Below are 15,470 nucleotides of genomic sequence, written 5' to 3'. Positions count from 1 at the left end.
CTCTTCTCCAAAGGAACATGGCAATGGCCGCTTTCGACACTTCCCGCCCCACCTACGCCGCAGCCCCAAAAGGCTTTGGCGCATTCGCAACATCTCTGATCGCTGCGTTCACCGCATGGAACGACTCGCGTCAGACCCGCACCGCGCTGAGCCAGCTGAGCGATCACGAACTTGACGACATCGGTCTGTCCCGTGGCGACATCAATTCGCTCTGAGACCTTTGCGTTTCGCAACAAAAAAGCCGTGTCAGTCCCCCTGACACGGCTTTTTTCATGTGTGAGCATGAAGGATGTCTGAAGTTCAGCCGATGATATAGCTCAACAGCTTGGCAAGCGGTGCCGTGATCGGGTCCATTTGCATGAAGACCGCGCCGACCTGTTCAACAAAACCGCCATCGCGCAGCATATCGACCTGCTGGCGGTAACCTTCCTCGCCCAACACCGTCACGATGCTGGCCTTGAGGAAGAAAAGAACGCCGAACGGCAGAAGCAATGCCGAGAAGGAAAACGCCTCGCGCAGATGGCGGATCGGGCGATGGGTGATGACACCGGTTTTTTCGATCTTTGTGACATAGCCCCGCGACAATTGGCGGTGGCGCTTGAGTACCCTGCGATACCGTTCGTCAAACATGTCCTGCTGGTGGGTCATGTGAAGCAGCCTTTGTTCCGGCCCCCACCGGATGTGACAGAGTTAGGGGCGGAATGTGGCAAGATTTGGGCAATCAAGGCAAATTTTGCCTAAATACGGCGAAAATCCGCGAAAATTGATAAATGCGGCAGTTTTACGGTTGGCCTTTTTGCAGCGTCAGCGTTGTCCAGTCACCAATCTCTTCCCGATGCCAGGTATTGATGCCATATTGTGCATAAACCTCGGCCACTTCATCGCCTTGTTCATTCAGGATTCCCGACAAGATCGCAAATCCACCCGGCGCAAGATGAGTCGCCATGTCCGGTGCAAGGTCGATCAATGGCTGTTTGAGGATATTTGCAAAGACCAGATCAAAGGGTCCACCCTCATGCAGGCGGGCATGGTCGAACCCCATTGCTTCAAGGCAGACAACCCGCCCGACCAGATCATTGGCCGTCACGTTGGCCTCGGCCACGTCCACCGCAACCTCATCTATATCGCTGGCCAGCACAGTTTCGGGCCACACACGCGCCGCCGCCATGGCAAGCACCGCAGTGCCGCAACCGATATCGGCGACAGTGTGACACACAACGCCCGCCTCGATCAGCCGATCCAATGCTTTCAGACAGCCCTGCGTCGTTCCATGATGCCCGGTGCCAAATGCCATGGCCGCCTCGATCAGAAGCGGCTCTGCGCCTTCGGGCACCTTGTCGGCATCATGACTGCCGTAAACAAAGAAACGCCCGGCATGCACCGGTACCAGTTCCCGGCGGACCTTGGCCACCCAATCGGTCTCGGGCAGTTCGGACACGACAAATGGCTTGGCTCCATGCGCCGCCGCCAAAAGCGCCAACTCGATGTCGTTGGGGGCAGCCATGAAATAGCCGCCCACTTCCCAAAGGCCGCTGCCATCCTCGATCTCGAACACACCGACGCCATAGGGCGCAGGTTCAAGGGTCTCGAGCGCCGCGCCCAAGGCTTCCGCCAAGGTCTGTTCCGACGAAGTGGTAAATGCGGTCCAAGTCGGCATTGATGCGCTCCTGATGGTGTTGACGCGCGACTTACAGTCCTTTCGCCACTGTGACCAGCCGGAACCGCAATCAGACCAAAGACGTGGACGCGCAGCGCCAAGGGATCAAGGTTGGAATGGTCGAGGACAGTTCACCGTATTCAGCGGCAAACGATCTTGCCGCTGCTTGTCACTCCGCCGGGGTGGCAACAAGAATCGAAAACACCGTTTCGTTGCCCGGCTCCGGATGGCGCGGGATCATCAGTGCGAGCATCAGCGACACAAGCGCCATGCCCGCAGCCAACGCAAAAACCGCCCCCGGAGAAACCAGCCACAGATACCCCAGAAGTGCAGGCAGAAAGACAGCCGCGATATGGTTGATCGTGAAAGCCACCGCCGCAGTCGGCGCGATATCACCCGGATCGGCGATCTTCTGAAAGTAGGTCTTCAGCGCGAGGGCCAGCGCATAGAAAATATTGTTGGCGATATAAAGCGCAGTGGCCAGCGTCACGCCCCAGCCGAACCAATAGATCCCGCCATAGGCCACAAACACGATTACGAGGCCGATATATTCAATCACCATCGCATTGCGTTCGCCGAAGCGATGCACAAACCCACCCAGCAATGGGGCCAGCACCATGTTGGCGACCAGCGTGATCAGCATCAGCTTGGTGATCTGGTCCACGTCCAGACCAAACCGTTCGACCATCATGAAAGCCGCGAACACGACAAAGATCTGCCGCCGCGCGCCAGACATGAACTGCAGCGCGTAATACAGCCAGTAGCGCTTGCGCAGAATGAACTTCTTCACCTGCGGGTTGGGTGCTTCGAAATGCGGCATCATCACCACGCAATAGGCCACGATGATCAGGGTCAGTGCGCCAGACACGATATAGACGAAATTGTAGCTCAGATCATAGGCGCGCCACGTCACGACAATCACCCCATAGGCCACAAGCGTCGCCGCCGATGCAGCGGACACCAGCAACCCCAGAACCTGCGGTGCGCGGTCCTTGGGCAACCATTGCAACTGCAGCGACTGGTTGACTGTCTCATAGTAATGGAAACCGATCGAACTGATCAGTGTGACGAACAACAGCCCGCCCATCGACGGAAAATACGCCGTGATGGCCGTCGCAACACCCAACATCGCCAACGCGATCATGGCCAAAGTCTGTTCGCGCACAAAGATGATCACAGCGATCACACCGACGGCCAGAAAACCCGGAATTTCCCGCACCGTATGCAGCCAGCCAATGTCCGAGCCGTCAAACTGTGCCACCTCGATCACGAAATTATTGAGCAGCGCCGACCATGTCGCGAACGACAGAGGCATGGCAATCGCCATCAGGAACAAGAGCGTCACCGGCCGCTGATAGAACGGAAGATGACGAGCCTCCGACAGGGGAACAATCCGCTTCATCGCACCCCTTTACGCCTGCTTCTTTCTCTTGGCGATAGGCAAGCCAGCCTTGAACGGCTTCCGGGCAAGTTTTCACATCATCTGTCTGAGCCCCCCAAATGGTGCCGAATATCGCGCCAATCCGACCATAAGGTTCAAAACACTGCCAATTGGTAAAGCGCATCCCGGCAATCTGATCCAAATCAAGGCAGATACATTCACAAGCGCGCATGCAAGTCCAAACCCAAGCGGAGCAAAGCATGGACCTCGTCACCCTTGTGGACCAGATCGGTGAAGCGCCCACTGCGGCGCTTTTTGGCCTTATCACAGGCATCACCTTTGGCGTTGCCGCACAGCGTTCGCGGTTCTGCCTGCGCGCCGCCACTGTGGAATTTGCCCGCGGCATGATGCAGGACAAGGTTGCGGTGTGGCTGCTGACCTTCTCGACCGCCGTGGTCTGGGTGCAGGCAGCACAGATGTTCGGCCTGATCGACACCACCGAAGCCCGCATGATGGCGGTCCCCGGAAGCTGGTCCGGTGCCATCATCGGCGGCCTGTTGTTTGGTGCGGGCATGGTCCTTGCCCGCGGATGTTCGGGACGTTTGCTTGTTCTTGCAGCAACCGGCAACCTTCGTTCCGTAGTCTCGGGTCTCATCTTTGCCGTTGTTGCACAGATGAGCATCACCGGCTGGCTGGCCCCCATTCGCGACACCCTCGCAGCCATGTGGATCACCAAAGGTGGTCGAAATCTGGACCTGCTGACCGCGCTCCACCTGCCCGAAGGCTTTGGCCTTGTCTTTGGACTTGCGACGGCCTTGCTGGCGCTTGAACTGTCGCGGCGCAATCAGATCGGCTGGCAACGTCTGGTTTTTGCCTCGGGCGTCGGCTTTGCTGTCGCGATGGGCTGGGCCTTTACCTATGCGCTCAGCCTCGTGGCCTTCGACCCGGTGCAAATCGAAAGCGCCACCTTCACCGGACCTTCGGCCAACACATTGATGTTCTTTCTCGATCGTTCTTCGGTTCTGGAATTCGACATCGGACTTGTGCCCGGCGTTGTCATCGGGTCATTTTTCGCCGCGCTATTTGCCGGAGAGCTCAAGTTTCAGGGGTTCGAAGGCTCTACCCCCATGCGCAACGCCATGATCGGGGCGGCGCTTATGGGATTTGGCGGCATGCTTGCCGGTGGCTGCGCCATCGGCGCGGGTGTCACCGGCGGTTCCATCTTTGCGGGGACGGCCTGGCTCGCCCTGTTCTGCATGTGGGTTGGCGGCATGAGCATGGACATGATCCTGGGCGGGCGAGGTCAACCGGCAGCGGTCTGACCGCCTTTCCCAAATCCCTTAGAAGGTCAGGAATTCCAGTCTTTGGAATCGGACCAACCGTGGTATGTTGAGAATTATTTTTCGACCAATTCTTAATTTCTCATGGTGATATTATGTTTGCTCTGGATCTTGTTTCCAACAAGACCGCTTTGGCAATTGCCGCAGGTGTCGGCTACGCCATCGCAACCCTTCTTATGAAAACCGCCTCGGGCCACACAACCGTTCTGGTCGTTGGCATGATCGGCCTTGTTCTGGCCGCCGTCGTCACAGCCGAAATTCTATTGCTGCGTCAGGTCGATCTGGGGGCCGCCTATATCGCGATCATGGCCACCGAAACCCTGCTGGTCCTGGCTGCAACCTATTTCGTCGGCCAGCCGCTCTCCGCCAAAGAACTCACCGGCGGAGCCTTGGTTATCGTCGGCGTGTCCATGGTTGGGTTCTAGGGAATCGCATCCCGGTCCCTGCGGACCGGGATGCGATGTTCGACCCTCAAGACCGGATCCGCCAACCCGTCTTGAAGATCAGCCATATGATGACCAGGCACAAGCCGGTGAACGCGCCGATGGCCAGCAAACTCAGGCCAATCGGCACGTCCGCAAACCCGAAGAACGACCACCGGAATCCCGACACCAGATAGACCACCGGGTTGAAGAACGAGATTGTCTGCCAGACCGGCGGCAACATGGAGATCGAATAGAACGACCCGCCAAGGAACACCAAAGGCGTGATGATAAGAAGCGGGATCAGCTGAAGCTGTTCAAAGTTTCCGGCCCAGATGCCGATGATGAACCCGAACAATGCAAAGCTCAGGCAGGTCAGCACCATGAAGGCCAGCATCGCAAGCGGGTGCTGAATTGTCAGATCCACAAAAAACGCCGACGTGATCAGGATCACGACACCAATGAACAGCGCCTTGGTGGCGGCAGCGCCCACATACCCCATGACGATCTCAAGAAAATTGATCGGTGCCGACAAAAGCTCATAGATCGTACCGATGAATTTCGGGAAGTAGATGCCGAAACTCGCGTTGGAAATCGCCTGAGTCATCACCGTCAGCATGATCAGACCGGGCACGATAAACGCACCGTAAGAGACGCCCTCGACCTGATCGATCCGACTGCCGATCGCTGCTCCGAAGACCACGAAATACAGCGAGGTCGAGATCACAGGCGAGATGAAGCTTTGCATCAGAGTGCGGAAGAACCGCGACATCTCGAAGACATAGATCGCGCGAATGGCTTGCCAGTTCATGCCGCGTCCTCCTGGTCTGTCACCAGTCCGACAAAGATGTCCTCAAGCGAATTCTGCCGGGTCTGAAGATCGCGCAGGACCAGCCCCGCATCGCTCACATCCCGGATCAGCGTCGCAATTCCGGTCCGGTCCTGCGTGGTGTCATAACTGTAGACAAGCACCTGACCCTCCTCCTCTAACTTCAGTCCCCGACCTTCCAAAGAGGCTGGAATCTTGGAAACCGGATCATGCAATTCAATCCGCAGCTCTTTCTGGCCAAGCCGAGTCATCAGCGCGGTCTTTTCCTCGACCAGCAGGATTTCCCCCTTGTTGATGACCCCGATCCGGTCGGCAATCGCCTCGGCCTCTTCGATGTAATGGGTGGTGAGAATGATCGTCACACCGTCGCGTTTCAGTTGGGCAACGATGTCCCACATATCGCGGCGCAGCTCTACATCGACTCCGGCGGTCGGCTCGTCCAGAAACAGCACGCGCGGTTCATGCGCCAGCGCCTTGGCGATCAGCACGCGGCGCTTCATCCCGCCGGACAGTTCCATGATCCGGCTGTCACGCTTGTCCCAAAGCGACAGCTGCCGAAGGATTTTTTCCAGCAACGCCTCGTTTTTTGGCTTGCCGAAAAGCCCGCGTGAAAAACGAACCGTGTTCATCACCCGCTCGAACGGTTCCAGATTGATCTCCTGCGGCACCAGCCCGACCAGCGACCGCGCCCCCCGGTAGGCAGTGACCACGTCATGCCCACCTACCTTGATAGTCCCGGATGTGGGCTGCGAGATGCCGCAAATCGTGGAGATCAGCGTTGTCTTGCCCGCACCGTTTGGCCCGAGCAGCGCAAGTATTTCCCCGTCTTCAATATCCAGAGACACGCTCTTGAGTGCTTCGAACCCATCGGCATAGGATTTCCGGACGTTGGTGATCTGAACCATCGGTTGCATATGGTCTTCCTTTCCGGTCGGACAGGGCGGCAACCTAATCCGAAGTTTCCCAGACACAATCCCGAAAGCCGTGCGTCAGAACGCAATCGCTGTGCAAGTCGCTTTTGTAGCTGACCTTCGCCACAGAGCAGCGTAACCAGTCGTCATGAATTCCCAAACCGAAGCCAGTATCGCGCGCGGTATCACCCTGATCTGCGTCGGCGTGTTTGCCATCTCCGTAAACGATTTGCTGATCAAGGCGTTATCCAACGGCTATCCGTTGCATCAGATCGTGTTCACCCGCACGGCAATCGGGATATTCCTGTCCTTCCTGATGCTGCACCTCGAAGGCGGGTTGTCCCTGTTGCGCACGTCGCGACCCGGTTTGCACATCCTGCGCGGGTTGACGCTGGTCGCGGCCAATATGACTTTCTTCGCCTCACTGGCCGCCTTGCCGCTGGGGCTGACCACCGCGCTCTATTATGTTGGACCGCTTTTCATCACGCTCTTTTCCTTCGCGTTTCTGGGCGAAAAGGTCGGTCCGTTGCGGATTGGCGCAATTGTGGTGGGCTTCATGGGTGTCATCGTCATGCAGGAACCATGGCGCAGCGGGTCAAGCTATGGCCCTCCGTGGCTCTTTGCCCTGCCGGTAATTGCGGCGGCGCTCTACGCTTCCATGGCTGTGATGACGCGCGCTCTTGGCGTCAAAAGCACAGCCGCGGCGCTGACGATCTACAACCAGTTGATGTTTCTTGCGGTCTCAAGCCTGTTCTATCTGCTTGTCGGACAGGGCCAGGCCGATCCCGGCCCGGAATCGCCCAGCCTGCATTTCCTGCTCCGCGCCTGGACCTGGCCCACAAGCGAAGACTGGCCGCTGTTCGCGCTGACCGGTGTCTGCAATGGAATCGTCGCCTATTGCATCACCTCGGCCTACCGGATGGCACCGTCAGCCAGCATTGCACCGTTCGAATATATCGGACTGCCGCTGGCAATTTTCTGGGGCTGGCTGTTCTTTGCCGAATGGCCAACACCCGCAATCTGGGTCGGGTGTGGCATGATCCTTGGGGCCGGACTGTTTGTCTTTCTGCGTGAACGCCAAAAGAAAAGACCCAATCCAGCGCGCAAGGATCTTGCAACCCGACGATAGCCTGGACAGTCGAAACCGGCTTAGGCCCCGCGTACCGTGTCGATCATCAGCTGCACGTTTTCGGGGTCCGCATCCGGCGTGATCCCATGCCCGAGGTTGAAGATATGCGGCCCGTTCTTGAGCGCATCAACCACCTTGCGGGTCTCGTCGACCAGGTCTTGCCCGCCCGTCACCATGTGACGCGAGGCAAGGTTGCCCTGCACGCAACCACCCGGCTGTACATGCTCGGCCACCCATTCGGGGCTGACACTGTCATCGACCGCGACGCAATCCGCACCCGTCTCGGCGTGGAACCCGATATACTTGTCGCCAGCCTGACGCGGGAAGGCGATGACCGGAATGCCCGGATGACGGAGCTTGATCTCTTCGGTGATCACACGGGCGGGATAAAGCGCGTAGCGATTGAAGTCCTCACCCTGAAGCGATCCGGCCCAGCTGTCGAAGATCTTGACGACTTCGGCACCAGCGTCGATCTGCGCCGAGAGGTAATCAATCGTGCTTTCGGTCAGCCGCTCGATTATCGCTTCGAAGAGCGCGCGATTCTCGTATTTCAGCGCATGCGCAGGGCCTTGGTCGGGCGTGCCACGCCCCGCAATCATGTAGGTCGCCACAGTCCAGGGTGCGCCCGCAAAACCGATCAGCGTGGTTTCTTCCGGCAGTTCGCGGCGCAAGATGCGAATGGTCTCGTAGATCGGGTTCAGAGTGTCGTGGATCATCTCGCCAGACCCAAGCTTGTCAAACTCGGGCTGCGTGGTGATTGTGGACAGGCGCGGGCCTTCGCCGGTCACAAACCACAAATCCGCGCCCAGCGCCTGCGGCAGCAGCAAGATGTCGGCAAACAGGATCGCCGCGTCAAAACCGTAGCGTCGGATCGGCTGCAACGTGACCTCGGCCGCCAATTCGGGATTATAGCAAAGCGACAGGAAATCCCCGGCTTGCGCCCGCGTCGCCTTGTATTCCGGCAGATACCGCCCTGCCTGACGCATCATCCAGATCGGAGGGGTCGGAAGGGTTTCGCCCGCAAGGGCGCGCAGGATGGTTTTGGTCTGGCTCATCATGTCTATCCTTGTCTGTTGCCTTCGGATCGACTCTTGACGGCAATATGTCAAGACAAGCATGGTTGTCAGGATAAGTTTACGCGCCTAAAGAAGGGCTTATGACGCTTGATTTGCCCTCCCCCGCCCAACCCCTCAAGATCGGCACCCGTGGATCGCCGCTGGCTCTGGCACAGGCCCACGAGACCCGTGCGCGACTGTCCAAGGCGTTCGATCTGCCGTTCGAAGCCTTCACCATCGTCGTGATCAAGACCACTGGCGACAAGATCATTGATCGCCCCCTGAAAGAGATCGGCGGCAAAGGTCTTTTCACCCGAGAAATCGAAGAGGACATGCTGTCAGGCGCAATCGACATCGCAGTGCATTCGATGAAGGACATGCCGGTGCTTCAACCAGAAGGTCTGTTGCTTGACACATACTTGCCGCGCGAAGACGTGCGTGATGCGTTCATCTCACCTGAATTCACCGGGATCGCCCAACTGCCAGAGGCCGCGATAGTCGGCACTTCCTCATTGCGCCGCAGGGCACAATTGCTCAATCGGCGTCCGGACCTGAACGTGGTCGAATTTCGCGGCAACCTGCAAACGCGTCTGAAAAAACTGGACGACGGTGTCGCCTCCTGTACGTTCCTTGCGATGGCGGGACTGAACCGTCTGGGCATGGACGATGTGCCAAAAACCGCAATTGAGACAACCGACATGCTGCCCGCAGTGGCACAAGGTGCCATCGGCATCGAACGCCGTGCAGATGACACACGCGCCGCAGACATGCTGGCCGCAATCCATGACACGCAAACCGGGCAACGCCTTGCGGCGGAACGCGCATTTCTGGCAGGGCTTGATGGCTCATGCGAAACGCCGATTGCCGGATTGGCCGAATTGAATGATGGCATCTTGCGCTTGCGTGGTGAAGTGTTGCGCCCGGACGGGTCTGAATCTCATGCAGATGAACTTAGCGGTCCCATCGCCGACGGGGCCGAGATGGGCACATCGCTTGCCCAGACCTTGCTTGAACGTGCCGGTCCCGGATTCTTCGACTGGCATTCGAATTAACCGCTGCGTCGGTTATTCTGGCACCGCAAATGTCAGCGACGCCCAGATGCTTTCCCAGACCGGGTCTTTTTCCGCTTCCGGATCAAGCGGCCGAAGAATCACCGCATCCGCAAGATAGGCATGGCCCGCCTGAACCGGAAGCGTCACGCGCCCGTCGGCATCGGTCCGGTAAAGCATAACCTCGACCTTGCCTGCAGGTGGCTTTGCAAACACTTCGACCTGCGCATCTGCGCGCGGCTCGCCATTGTACAGCACCCGGATCGGCAACCCACCCGTCATGTCATCCGTGTAAGGGTTCGCCTCGGCCACGATCTCGGTCTCTAACCCAACCTCTGTATCCGCGCCTGCGCCGTCACCAACCGCAATCAGGCTTTTGGCATAGCGGCTGTAAAGTTCGACAAATTCGGTCTCTGGCAATCCGCGCGCCCGATGCGCGTCCAGCACCCCGGCAAAATCCTTGTGCTCCACGAAATTCACGAATTTCTGCCAATCCCGATAGGTCAGCGTGTAATCCCGCGTTTGATGGATGATGACGCACAACCCGTCCGGCGGAGCCTGCACCGTCAAGGCCGGTCGATCTCCGGCGCGGCCCGGCACCTTGGACAACTGGCCGGCGCACTGCATGTCGAACCGTTCAAAATTGCGCGGAAGATAGGATTGCGCAGCACCCCCAAAGGTCTCACCAACGCGCAAGCTGGCACTCATCGTCCCGCCAGAGGGCACCTGATAAGCTTCGGGTTCAATCCAGAACTCATGCGCCGAAAGCGCCATCGGTAGCAGCGCAACGGCAAGAGCAGACCAGAAACGTTGCGGTGTCATGCGATCTTGGCCACCTTGCTTTCGATGTCACGGGCGTATTGCGACATGCGTTTCTTGAACCTCTTGTTGATACTGGATCGCGCCAGCTTGAAGGATTGCACCAGCAAACGCGCCGACAAGGTCTTTGGTGCCATCTTGAACACAAGGTTCACCCGCGTGCGGTTCGGTGAAAGAGGGACCAATTCGATGTGCGTGTTGGTCTCCAACCCACCCGACTTGCCCGAGAACTGCAAGACTTGTGGCGCAACATACTGTTCCAGTTCAATTTTCGCAGACCGTTCTTTTCCCCGAAACCGAAACTGCGCCTCCCAGCCCTCGCCAATGTTGGGCATGGCCGTGCGAAAATTCCGTCGCACATCTATCCCGCGCCGCAGCGCCTGCCGTTCAAGCGCGTCGAACGCCGTAAGTTCTGCAAACACATGGTCTATCGGCGCGGCAACGTCTTCGGTGGCAGTCACTTGCATCGGGTCGCCCTCTTTCGATCCGGTTAACGTAAGAGTTGCGTCAATCCAGCGTATCGGCAAGCCAATTGCGCAACAAAAAATGTGCGATGGCCCCTTTTCGTGCAGGCAACAGCCCCTCACGCCGACCGGCAAGCGCATCCATCACGTCCTCGCGGCTGACCCAAAGCGCATCTTCAATCTCGACCGGATCAATGGTGATGTCATCGGTCAGGGCGATTCCCTGACAGCCGAACATCAACGACGCCGGAAAGGGCCAAGGTTGACTGGACAGGTACCGCACCTCGCCGACACGCACACCCGCCTCTTCCCAGACCTCCCGGCGCACCGCAGCCTCGATCGACTCGCCGGGCTCAACAAATCCGGCAAGGCAGGAATACATCCCCGCCGGCCATCCGGGGGATCGCCCCAGAAGCACCCTGTTTCCATGGGTGATCAACATGATCACCACCGGATCCGTGCGCGGGAAATGACTGCCGCCACAGGCCTGGCACACCCGTTGCCACCCAGCCTGGGTGACGTCACTTTGCGCTCCACATCTGGCGCAAAAGCCGTGTGTGTCGTGCCATCCGATGATGGCCTTGGCGGTGGCAGCCAGTTCCGCATCACGCGGCCCAAGCGCAGTCATCACACTGCGCAATTCCGCAAAACCGTGATCGTCCGGCAAAGTTGGATGCCGTTGCTCGCTCTTGTCGATGAACGCGCCAACCTCACTGACATCCTCATCGGGAACCCAACCCGAGATATCATGCGCAAACCGCGCCGCGCCATCCTCTCGTCCAAGCAAAATCGGAACAGTGCGCGCTTCCTTCAGAATCGGATGATCCAGGGTCAGGCGCGCCAGCGCCCGGTCAGGCCCGTCTCCTGCCATCAAGGGCTTGCCCTGCCACAGCACAATCGTGCGCGTTGCCGACTCCTGTAGAAGGGCGGCAAGCGCGGGCACATCGCCCCGAAGTTCGGCCGCCCGGTCCAGCCCAGACCCGCCAAAGGTCACCTGCTCTGCATTGCGCATCGTCTGTCCGCCCATTCCCTGTGTCCCGACGCGATTGCCATGCCGATGCAAAAAGAACAATGCGCAAGGGTGGATTTGCAGGGTGGGCCCGCTTGCAATCCGGTTCAGACTTGACTATTTCAATCAACGAGAGGTTGGCGCGGGCGAGCACCTCGCCAACCCGGTCAGGTCCGGAAGGAAGCAGCCGTAACGAGCCACGCTTGGGTCGTTGTCCAGCCTCTCACCTTTTCCCTAATCTGCGTGCCGCAGAAACAAGGCTGGTTCGCGTTTGGCCTGCAAAGCCCAGCCCATTTGTTCAGATGTTTCGATGGCACAAGGGCGGACATGGCGCAGCCGGTCCCGCGCATCGTCCGCCGCTTCGCCCATTTCGATCATCAACCGCAGCGCCACCATTCCGGAACGCCCGCAGCCGCCCCGGCAATGCACCAAGACCCGACCCCCGCCCGTGAGCGCCCGCCGCGCATTTGCGCTGACCTCTGGCCAGGCTTGCTCAAACTCGTCGTCCGGCACACCGAAATCACTGATCGGCATGTGCTCCCACCGGGTCCCGGCATCGACCAGATCATGCCAAAGCCCCGCCGCGCCGGCGGCAGCCAGCTCGATTTCGGTCACAAGGGACACGACAATTGCAGGCTTCCATTCGATCAGATGCTGCACATCCCCCGCATAGTCTCCATCCGAACCCGGAATCGGAGAAAGCGCCAAAATCCCCTGTCCAACTGGCAGCCCGTAGACGATCATCTCAAAGCCCTTGCGCTCCAAACGTGTCACAACTCTGGATATCTCCGGTCTTGTAACCGGTCGCGAACCAGCGTGATCGTTGCTCCGACGTCCCGTGTGTAAAGGTGTGCGGCTGTGGCACCCGACCCGCGCGCTCCTGCAAATGGTCGTCGCCGATCATCCGCGCCGCATTCAGCGCCTCTTCAAGATCGCCGGGTTCAAGCAATCCATCAACCGACCGCGCCCAGACGCCCGACAGGCAATCGGCCTGCAGTTCAAGACGCACCGTCAAAGCGTTCGCCTGCGTCTCGCCCACCACCTGCCGGCGTTCATTGACCTGCCCAAGGATGCCCAATTCGTTCTGCACATGATGCGCAACCTCGTGAGCGATCACATAGGCCGCCGCGAAATCGCCCCGCGCACCCAACTGGCGGGACAATGTCGCAAAAAACTCCGTGTCCAGATAGGCCTTTTCGTCGGCCGGACAGTAGAAGGGACCGGTTGCACCACTGGCATTGCCACAGGGCGATGCTGTCTGGCCCGAAAAGATAACCAGAACCGGTGGGTCATACGGACGGCCCACCTGTGCTTGAAACACCTCTCCCCAGACCTGCTCGGTTGTCGCCAGCACGCGCGAGGTAAACTCTGCCGCGCGTTCTTCTTCGGCGCTAAGCGAACGGGGTGCCTCTGATGCCTGTGTCGTCTGCTGCAACAGCGACGTAACATCGATCCCCGCGAAATACCCGATGGCCAGCACAACCAACAGGCCGACCCCACCAAGTCCCGCCTTGCCGCCACCGCCATGTCGACGACGATCTTCGATGTTGCGGCTGCCACGAACGCCTCTTAGTCGCATCTCATCCCCCGGATCGCTTACCGGTCATGATACACAAGCGTTTAAGGCGCGACAGCCCCTCTTCAGTCGGTGCTGCGGATCAGTTTGGCAAGCGCCGTGAAAATCTGATTGTTCGCACACAACACAGTGCCGTCTTCAAGCGGTGTCTGTCCTTTGCGTACCCCTTCGACCAACGCCCCGGCTTCTGCGGCGATCAGAACGCCTGCCGCCAGGTCGGGCAACTTGGCCTCGCGCTGCCAGAACCCGTCAAACCGCCCCGCCGCCACATAGGCCAGATCAAGCGCGGTTGACCCAGATGTGCGCAGCCCGGAACATTCCGGCATCACGCGCGCCAGATCCTTCAGGGTGGCGGGCAAGGTGCGCTTTACGCCGAAAGGCACCTCGTGGCCCAACACCGACTCGACCAGCTTGGCACGGCTCGACACACGCAGGCGCTTGTTGTCGTTCAGCCAGGCACCTTGCCCCTTTTCGGCATAGAACATCTCGTCCTTGGCCGGGTCGAACACCACCGCCGACACGATCTGCCCCTTGTGTTCCAGCGCGATCGACACGCTGAAATGCGGCTGGCCGTGCAGATAGTTGGCCGCCCCTTCCATCGCGTTGACGATCCAGCGGCGCGTCGGGTCTTCGCCCTCGACCGCGCCGGTTGGTTCGACATAGCCGTAGGTTGCGCGCACACCGGCAAGATCATCCCGCAGGATGGTGGCGGCGGCGGTGCTGGCGCGCAGCACGAAATCTTCGGCATTCGCCGCCGAGGTCTGAAGGTTCTCGACCTCGCGGAAGTCCTTGTTGAGCGACCGCCCCGCCTTTCGGGCGGCCTTGATCATGATGTTGAGATTGGCGCTGCCCTGCATCATGGGCCTCCGGCTGTTCGGGATCAGACCGGGCGTATAAGCGGGACATGGACCAATGCCAAGGGGGCGTGGGGGAATGACGGCGTTTCACGACCGCGTCAGATCTGTATCAACCTCCTTCTTTCCGTTGCGTCACATCCCAACTCTGACCCATGAATGTTGAAAAAGGATGAACGCCGATGCACCGCCGCAGCTTTTCCGCCCTCGCCCTTGCCGCCCCCGCGATCTGGCTCGCCCGCCCCGCATTGGCCCGCGAACCCGAGATCTACCAGGACGGCGGCATCGCCATCGACGGCTCTGACCCCGTCGCCTATTTCACCACAAACGGCCCGGTGGCAGGCGGCGATCTGACCGTCGACTACAAAGGCGCGGCCTGGCGCTTTGCCGATCAGGCCTCCGCCGACGCCTTCCGCGCCGATCCCGCCCGCTACGCCCCCGCCTTCGGAGGCTACTGCGCCTTCGCCGCCTCCCGCGGCTACCTCGCACCGACAACCCCCGAGGCCTGGACAATCTACGTGGATCGCCTCTACCTCAACGCCAACCTGCGCGCCCGCGAATTGTGGCTCGAGGACATCCCCGGCAACATCGCCAAGGGTGAGGCGAATTGGCCGGGTATTTTTGGGTGATTTTTGGCAGACGTCTAAACCAGAAATCAAATCTGATTGCACAATGGTTCCGCCAATTTATGGAGATTTAAGTAGTCCTCAGAGTGAAAAATTTTCGCGTTTGATCGACGCATTTGATCTAGTACTACAGTTGCATTTATGGCCCATTTCTGATTCATCTTTCTCTGGGATTGGGAGAGTGTGTCATGTCTGTAGTGGATTGGGCGAGCAGCGTTTCAGATTGGTCGCATGCGCTTGTTGGCTTGAAAGGTTTCATCGCCCCAGCTTTCAACCGGTCTGAGCAACGCGCCTCTGCCGGGGTTTTCATTGATGGCCTTTTGTCCGGAGCGGAACGCAAGACGGGCTG

Annotated in this window: 18 protein-coding genes, 1 other RNA gene and 1 pseudogene; 8 read left to right on the top strand and 12 right to left on the bottom strand. The window is 59.1% G+C overall.

The window, feature by feature from the left end:
- Window positions 1-23 precede the first annotated feature (23 nt).
- Window positions 24-215, top strand: coding sequence for a DUF1127 domain-containing protein (locus ACTIEN_RS15450; protein WP_439524041.1), 192 nt, complete (start codon window positions 24-26; stop codon window positions 213-215).
- Window positions 216-300: 85 nt separating this feature from the next.
- On the opposite strand, the gene ACTIEN_RS15445 is transcribed toward ACTIEN_RS15450, so the two are convergent.
- From ACTIEN_RS15445 to ACTIEN_RS15435, 3 genes are all read right to left on the bottom strand, one after another.
- Entirely contained in the window at window positions 301-648 is a 348-nt protein-coding gene (locus ACTIEN_RS15445) for a hypothetical protein (protein ID WP_439524040.1), read from the bottom strand.
- 133 nt (window positions 649-781) lie between these two features.
- On the bottom strand, window positions 782-1,657 hold the full coding sequence (locus ACTIEN_RS15440) for a 50S ribosomal protein L11 methyltransferase (protein ID WP_439524039.1): 876 nt from the start codon (window positions 1,655-1,657) through the stop codon (window positions 782-784).
- Window positions 1,658-1,826: 169 nt separating this feature from the next.
- Complete coding sequence (locus ACTIEN_RS15435; RefSeq protein ID WP_439524038.1) at window positions 1,827-3,059, bottom strand: MFS transporter; 1,233 nt, start codon at window positions 3,057-3,059, stop codon at window positions 1,827-1,829.
- A gap of 239 nt (window positions 3,060-3,298) precedes the next feature.
- Between ACTIEN_RS15435 and ACTIEN_RS15430 the strand changes: the two genes are divergently transcribed.
- Window positions 3,299-4,360: a YeeE/YedE family protein gene (locus tag ACTIEN_RS15430; RefSeq protein ID WP_439524037.1), complete on the top strand. Its 1,062-nt coding sequence runs from the start codon at window positions 3,299-3,301 to the stop codon at window positions 4,358-4,360.
- Window positions 4,361-4,473: 113 nt separating this feature from the next.
- The gene (locus ACTIEN_RS15425; RefSeq protein WP_439524036.1) at window positions 4,474-4,803 is read left to right on the top strand and encodes a hypothetical protein; all 330 of its coding nucleotides are present in this window, start codon (window positions 4,474-4,476) and stop codon (window positions 4,801-4,803) included.
- 46 nt (window positions 4,804-4,849) lie between these two features.
- On the opposite strand, the gene ACTIEN_RS15420 is transcribed toward ACTIEN_RS15425, so the two are convergent.
- Both ACTIEN_RS15420 and ACTIEN_RS15415 read right to left on the bottom strand, forming a co-directional pair.
- Window positions 4,850-5,611, bottom strand: coding sequence for an ABC transporter permease (locus ACTIEN_RS15420; protein WP_439524035.1), 762 nt, complete (start codon window positions 5,609-5,611; stop codon window positions 4,850-4,852).
- Window positions 5,608-6,543 (bottom strand): ABC transporter ATP-binding protein, encoded by a 936-nt coding sequence (locus ACTIEN_RS15415; RefSeq protein WP_439524034.1) that lies wholly within the window; start codon window positions 6,541-6,543, stop codon window positions 5,608-5,610. The genes ACTIEN_RS15420 and ACTIEN_RS15415 overlap by 4 nt, the downstream gene beginning before the upstream one ends.
- 145 nt (window positions 6,544-6,688) lie before the next feature.
- On the opposite strand from ACTIEN_RS15415, the gene ACTIEN_RS15410 reads away from it, so the two are divergent.
- Entirely contained in the window at window positions 6,689-7,669 is a 981-nt protein-coding gene (locus ACTIEN_RS15410) for a DMT family transporter (RefSeq protein WP_439524033.1), read from the top strand.
- Between the two features lie 20 nt (window positions 7,670-7,689).
- Here the strand turns inward: ACTIEN_RS15410 and hemE are convergent, their stop codons facing one another.
- Entirely contained in the window at window positions 7,690-8,724 is a 1,035-nt protein-coding gene (hemE, locus tag ACTIEN_RS15405) for a uroporphyrinogen decarboxylase (protein WP_439524032.1), read from the bottom strand.
- Window positions 8,725-8,825: 101 nt separating this feature from the next.
- Here hemE and hemC point away from each other — a divergent pair, with 101 nt between their 5' ends.
- Window positions 8,826-9,776, top strand: a complete 951-nt coding sequence (gene hemC, locus ACTIEN_RS15400; protein WP_439524031.1) for a hydroxymethylbilane synthase — start codon at window positions 8,826-8,828, stop codon at window positions 9,774-9,776.
- Between the two features lie 12 nt (window positions 9,777-9,788).
- Here hemC and ACTIEN_RS15395 read toward each other — a convergent pair whose 3' ends face one another.
- Genes ACTIEN_RS15395 through nudC form a run of 3 tightly spaced genes read right to left on the bottom strand, consistent with a single transcriptional unit; the run spans window position 9,789 to window position 12,068 of the window.
- The gene (locus ACTIEN_RS15395) at window positions 9,789-10,595 is read right to left on the bottom strand and encodes a DUF4198 domain-containing protein (protein WP_439524030.1); all 807 of its coding nucleotides are present in this window, start codon (window positions 10,593-10,595) and stop codon (window positions 9,789-9,791) included.
- The gene (locus tag ACTIEN_RS15390) at window positions 10,592-11,059 is read right to left on the bottom strand and encodes an SRPBCC family protein (protein ID WP_439524029.1); all 468 of its coding nucleotides are present in this window, start codon (window positions 11,057-11,059) and stop codon (window positions 10,592-10,594) included. Before ACTIEN_RS15390 ends, ACTIEN_RS15395 begins: the two co-directional genes overlap by 4 nt.
- A gap of 40 nt (window positions 11,060-11,099) precedes the next feature.
- Window positions 11,100-12,068, bottom strand: coding sequence for an NAD(+) diphosphatase (gene nudC / locus ACTIEN_RS15385; RefSeq protein ID WP_439524084.1), 969 nt, complete (start codon window positions 12,066-12,068; stop codon window positions 11,100-11,102).
- A 128-nt stretch (window positions 12,069-12,196) separates the two neighbouring features.
- Here nudC and ffs point away from each other — a divergent pair.
- Window positions 12,197-12,293, top strand: an RNA gene (gene ffs, locus ACTIEN_RS15380) — signal recognition particle sRNA small type.
- 6 nt (window positions 12,294-12,299) lie between these two features.
- Here ffs and ACTIEN_RS15375 read toward each other — a convergent pair.
- The 3 genes from ACTIEN_RS15375 to ACTIEN_RS15365 all read right to left on the bottom strand — a co-directional run bounded on the left by ACTIEN_RS15375 (window position 12,300) and on the right by ACTIEN_RS15365 (window position 14,498).
- Window positions 12,300-12,839 carry a protein-tyrosine phosphatase family protein gene (locus ACTIEN_RS15375; RefSeq protein WP_439524028.1) on the bottom strand — a complete coding sequence of 180 codons (540 nt, stop codon included), beginning with the start codon at window positions 12,837-12,839 and terminating at the stop codon, window positions 12,300-12,302.
- The gene (ypfJ, locus tag ACTIEN_RS15370; RefSeq protein ID WP_439524027.1) at window positions 12,811-13,644 is read right to left on the bottom strand and encodes a KPN_02809 family neutral zinc metallopeptidase; all 834 of its coding nucleotides are present in this window, start codon (window positions 13,642-13,644) and stop codon (window positions 12,811-12,813) included. Before ypfJ ends, ACTIEN_RS15375 begins: the two co-directional genes overlap by 29 nt.
- 62 nt (window positions 13,645-13,706) lie before the next feature.
- Complete coding sequence (locus ACTIEN_RS15365; RefSeq protein WP_439524026.1) at window positions 13,707-14,498, bottom strand: inositol monophosphatase family protein; 792 nt, start codon at window positions 14,496-14,498, stop codon at window positions 13,707-13,709.
- A gap of 179 nt (window positions 14,499-14,677) precedes the next feature.
- Between ACTIEN_RS15365 and ACTIEN_RS15360 the strand changes: the two genes are divergently transcribed.
- A complete protein-coding gene (locus ACTIEN_RS15360) occupies window positions 14,678-15,124 on the top strand; it encodes a YHS domain-containing (seleno)protein (RefSeq protein ID WP_439524025.1) in 447 nt (148 codons plus the stop codon).
- A gap of 185 nt (window positions 15,125-15,309) precedes the next feature.
- Window positions 15,310-15,470, top strand: a pseudogene (locus ACTIEN_RS15355) (IS701 family transposase); the annotation flags it as partial.

Source organism: Marivita sp., assembly GCF_051859345.1.
Classification (GTDB): domain Bacteria; phylum Pseudomonadota; class Alphaproteobacteria; order Rhodobacterales; family Rhodobacteraceae; genus Marivita.
This window is presented reverse-complemented; position numbering and strand designations above follow the sequence as displayed.

Excerpts from the sequence above, each read along its gene's own strand:
- ACTIEN_RS15450 (WP_439524041.1), top strand. The coding sequence starts at position 24 with ATGGCCGCTTTCGACACTTCCCGCCCCACCTACGCCGCAGCCCCAAAA.
- ACTIEN_RS15445 (WP_439524040.1), bottom strand. The coding sequence starts at position 648 with ATGACCCACCAGCAGGACATGTTTGACGAACGGTATCGCAGGGTACTC.
- ACTIEN_RS15440 (WP_439524039.1), bottom strand. The coding sequence starts at position 1,657 with ATGCCGACTTGGACCGCATTTACCACTTCGTCGGAACAGACCTTGGCG.
- ACTIEN_RS15435 (WP_439524038.1), bottom strand. The coding sequence starts at position 3,059 with ATGAAGCGGATTGTTCCCCTGTCGGAGGCTCGTCATCTTCCGTTCTAT.
- ACTIEN_RS15430 (WP_439524037.1), top strand. The coding sequence starts at position 3,299 with ATGGACCTCGTCACCCTTGTGGACCAGATCGGTGAAGCGCCCACTGCG.
- ACTIEN_RS15425 (WP_439524036.1), top strand. The coding sequence starts at position 4,474 with ATGTTTGCTCTGGATCTTGTTTCCAACAAGACCGCTTTGGCAATTGCC.
- ACTIEN_RS15420 (WP_439524035.1), bottom strand. The coding sequence starts at position 5,611 with ATGAACTGGCAAGCCATTCGCGCGATCTATGTCTTCGAGATGTCGCGG.
- ACTIEN_RS15415 (WP_439524034.1), bottom strand. The coding sequence starts at position 6,543 with ATGCAACCGATGGTTCAGATCACCAACGTCCGGAAATCCTATGCCGAT.
- ACTIEN_RS15410 (WP_439524033.1), top strand. The coding sequence starts at position 6,689 with ATGAATTCCCAAACCGAAGCCAGTATCGCGCGCGGTATCACCCTGATC.
- hemE (WP_439524032.1), bottom strand. The coding sequence starts at position 8,724 with ATGAGCCAGACCAAAACCATCCTGCGCGCCCTTGCGGGCGAAACCCTT.
- hemC (WP_439524031.1), top strand. The coding sequence starts at position 8,826 with ATGACGCTTGATTTGCCCTCCCCCGCCCAACCCCTCAAGATCGGCACC.
- ACTIEN_RS15395 (WP_439524030.1), bottom strand. The coding sequence starts at position 10,595 with ATGACACCGCAACGTTTCTGGTCTGCTCTTGCCGTTGCGCTGCTACCG.
- ACTIEN_RS15390 (WP_439524029.1), bottom strand. The coding sequence starts at position 11,059 with ATGCAAGTGACTGCCACCGAAGACGTTGCCGCGCCGATAGACCATGTG.
- nudC (WP_439524084.1), bottom strand. The coding sequence starts at position 12,068 with ATGCGCAATGCAGAGCAGGTGACCTTTGGCGGGTCTGGGCTGGACCGG.
- ypfJ (WP_439524027.1), bottom strand. The coding sequence starts at position 13,644 with ATGCGACTAAGAGGCGTTCGTGGCAGCCGCAACATCGAAGATCGTCGT.
- ACTIEN_RS15365 (WP_439524026.1), bottom strand. The coding sequence starts at position 14,498 with ATGCAGGGCAGCGCCAATCTCAACATCATGATCAAGGCCGCCCGAAAG.
- ACTIEN_RS15360 (WP_439524025.1), top strand. The coding sequence starts at position 14,678 with ATGCACCGCCGCAGCTTTTCCGCCCTCGCCCTTGCCGCCCCCGCGATC.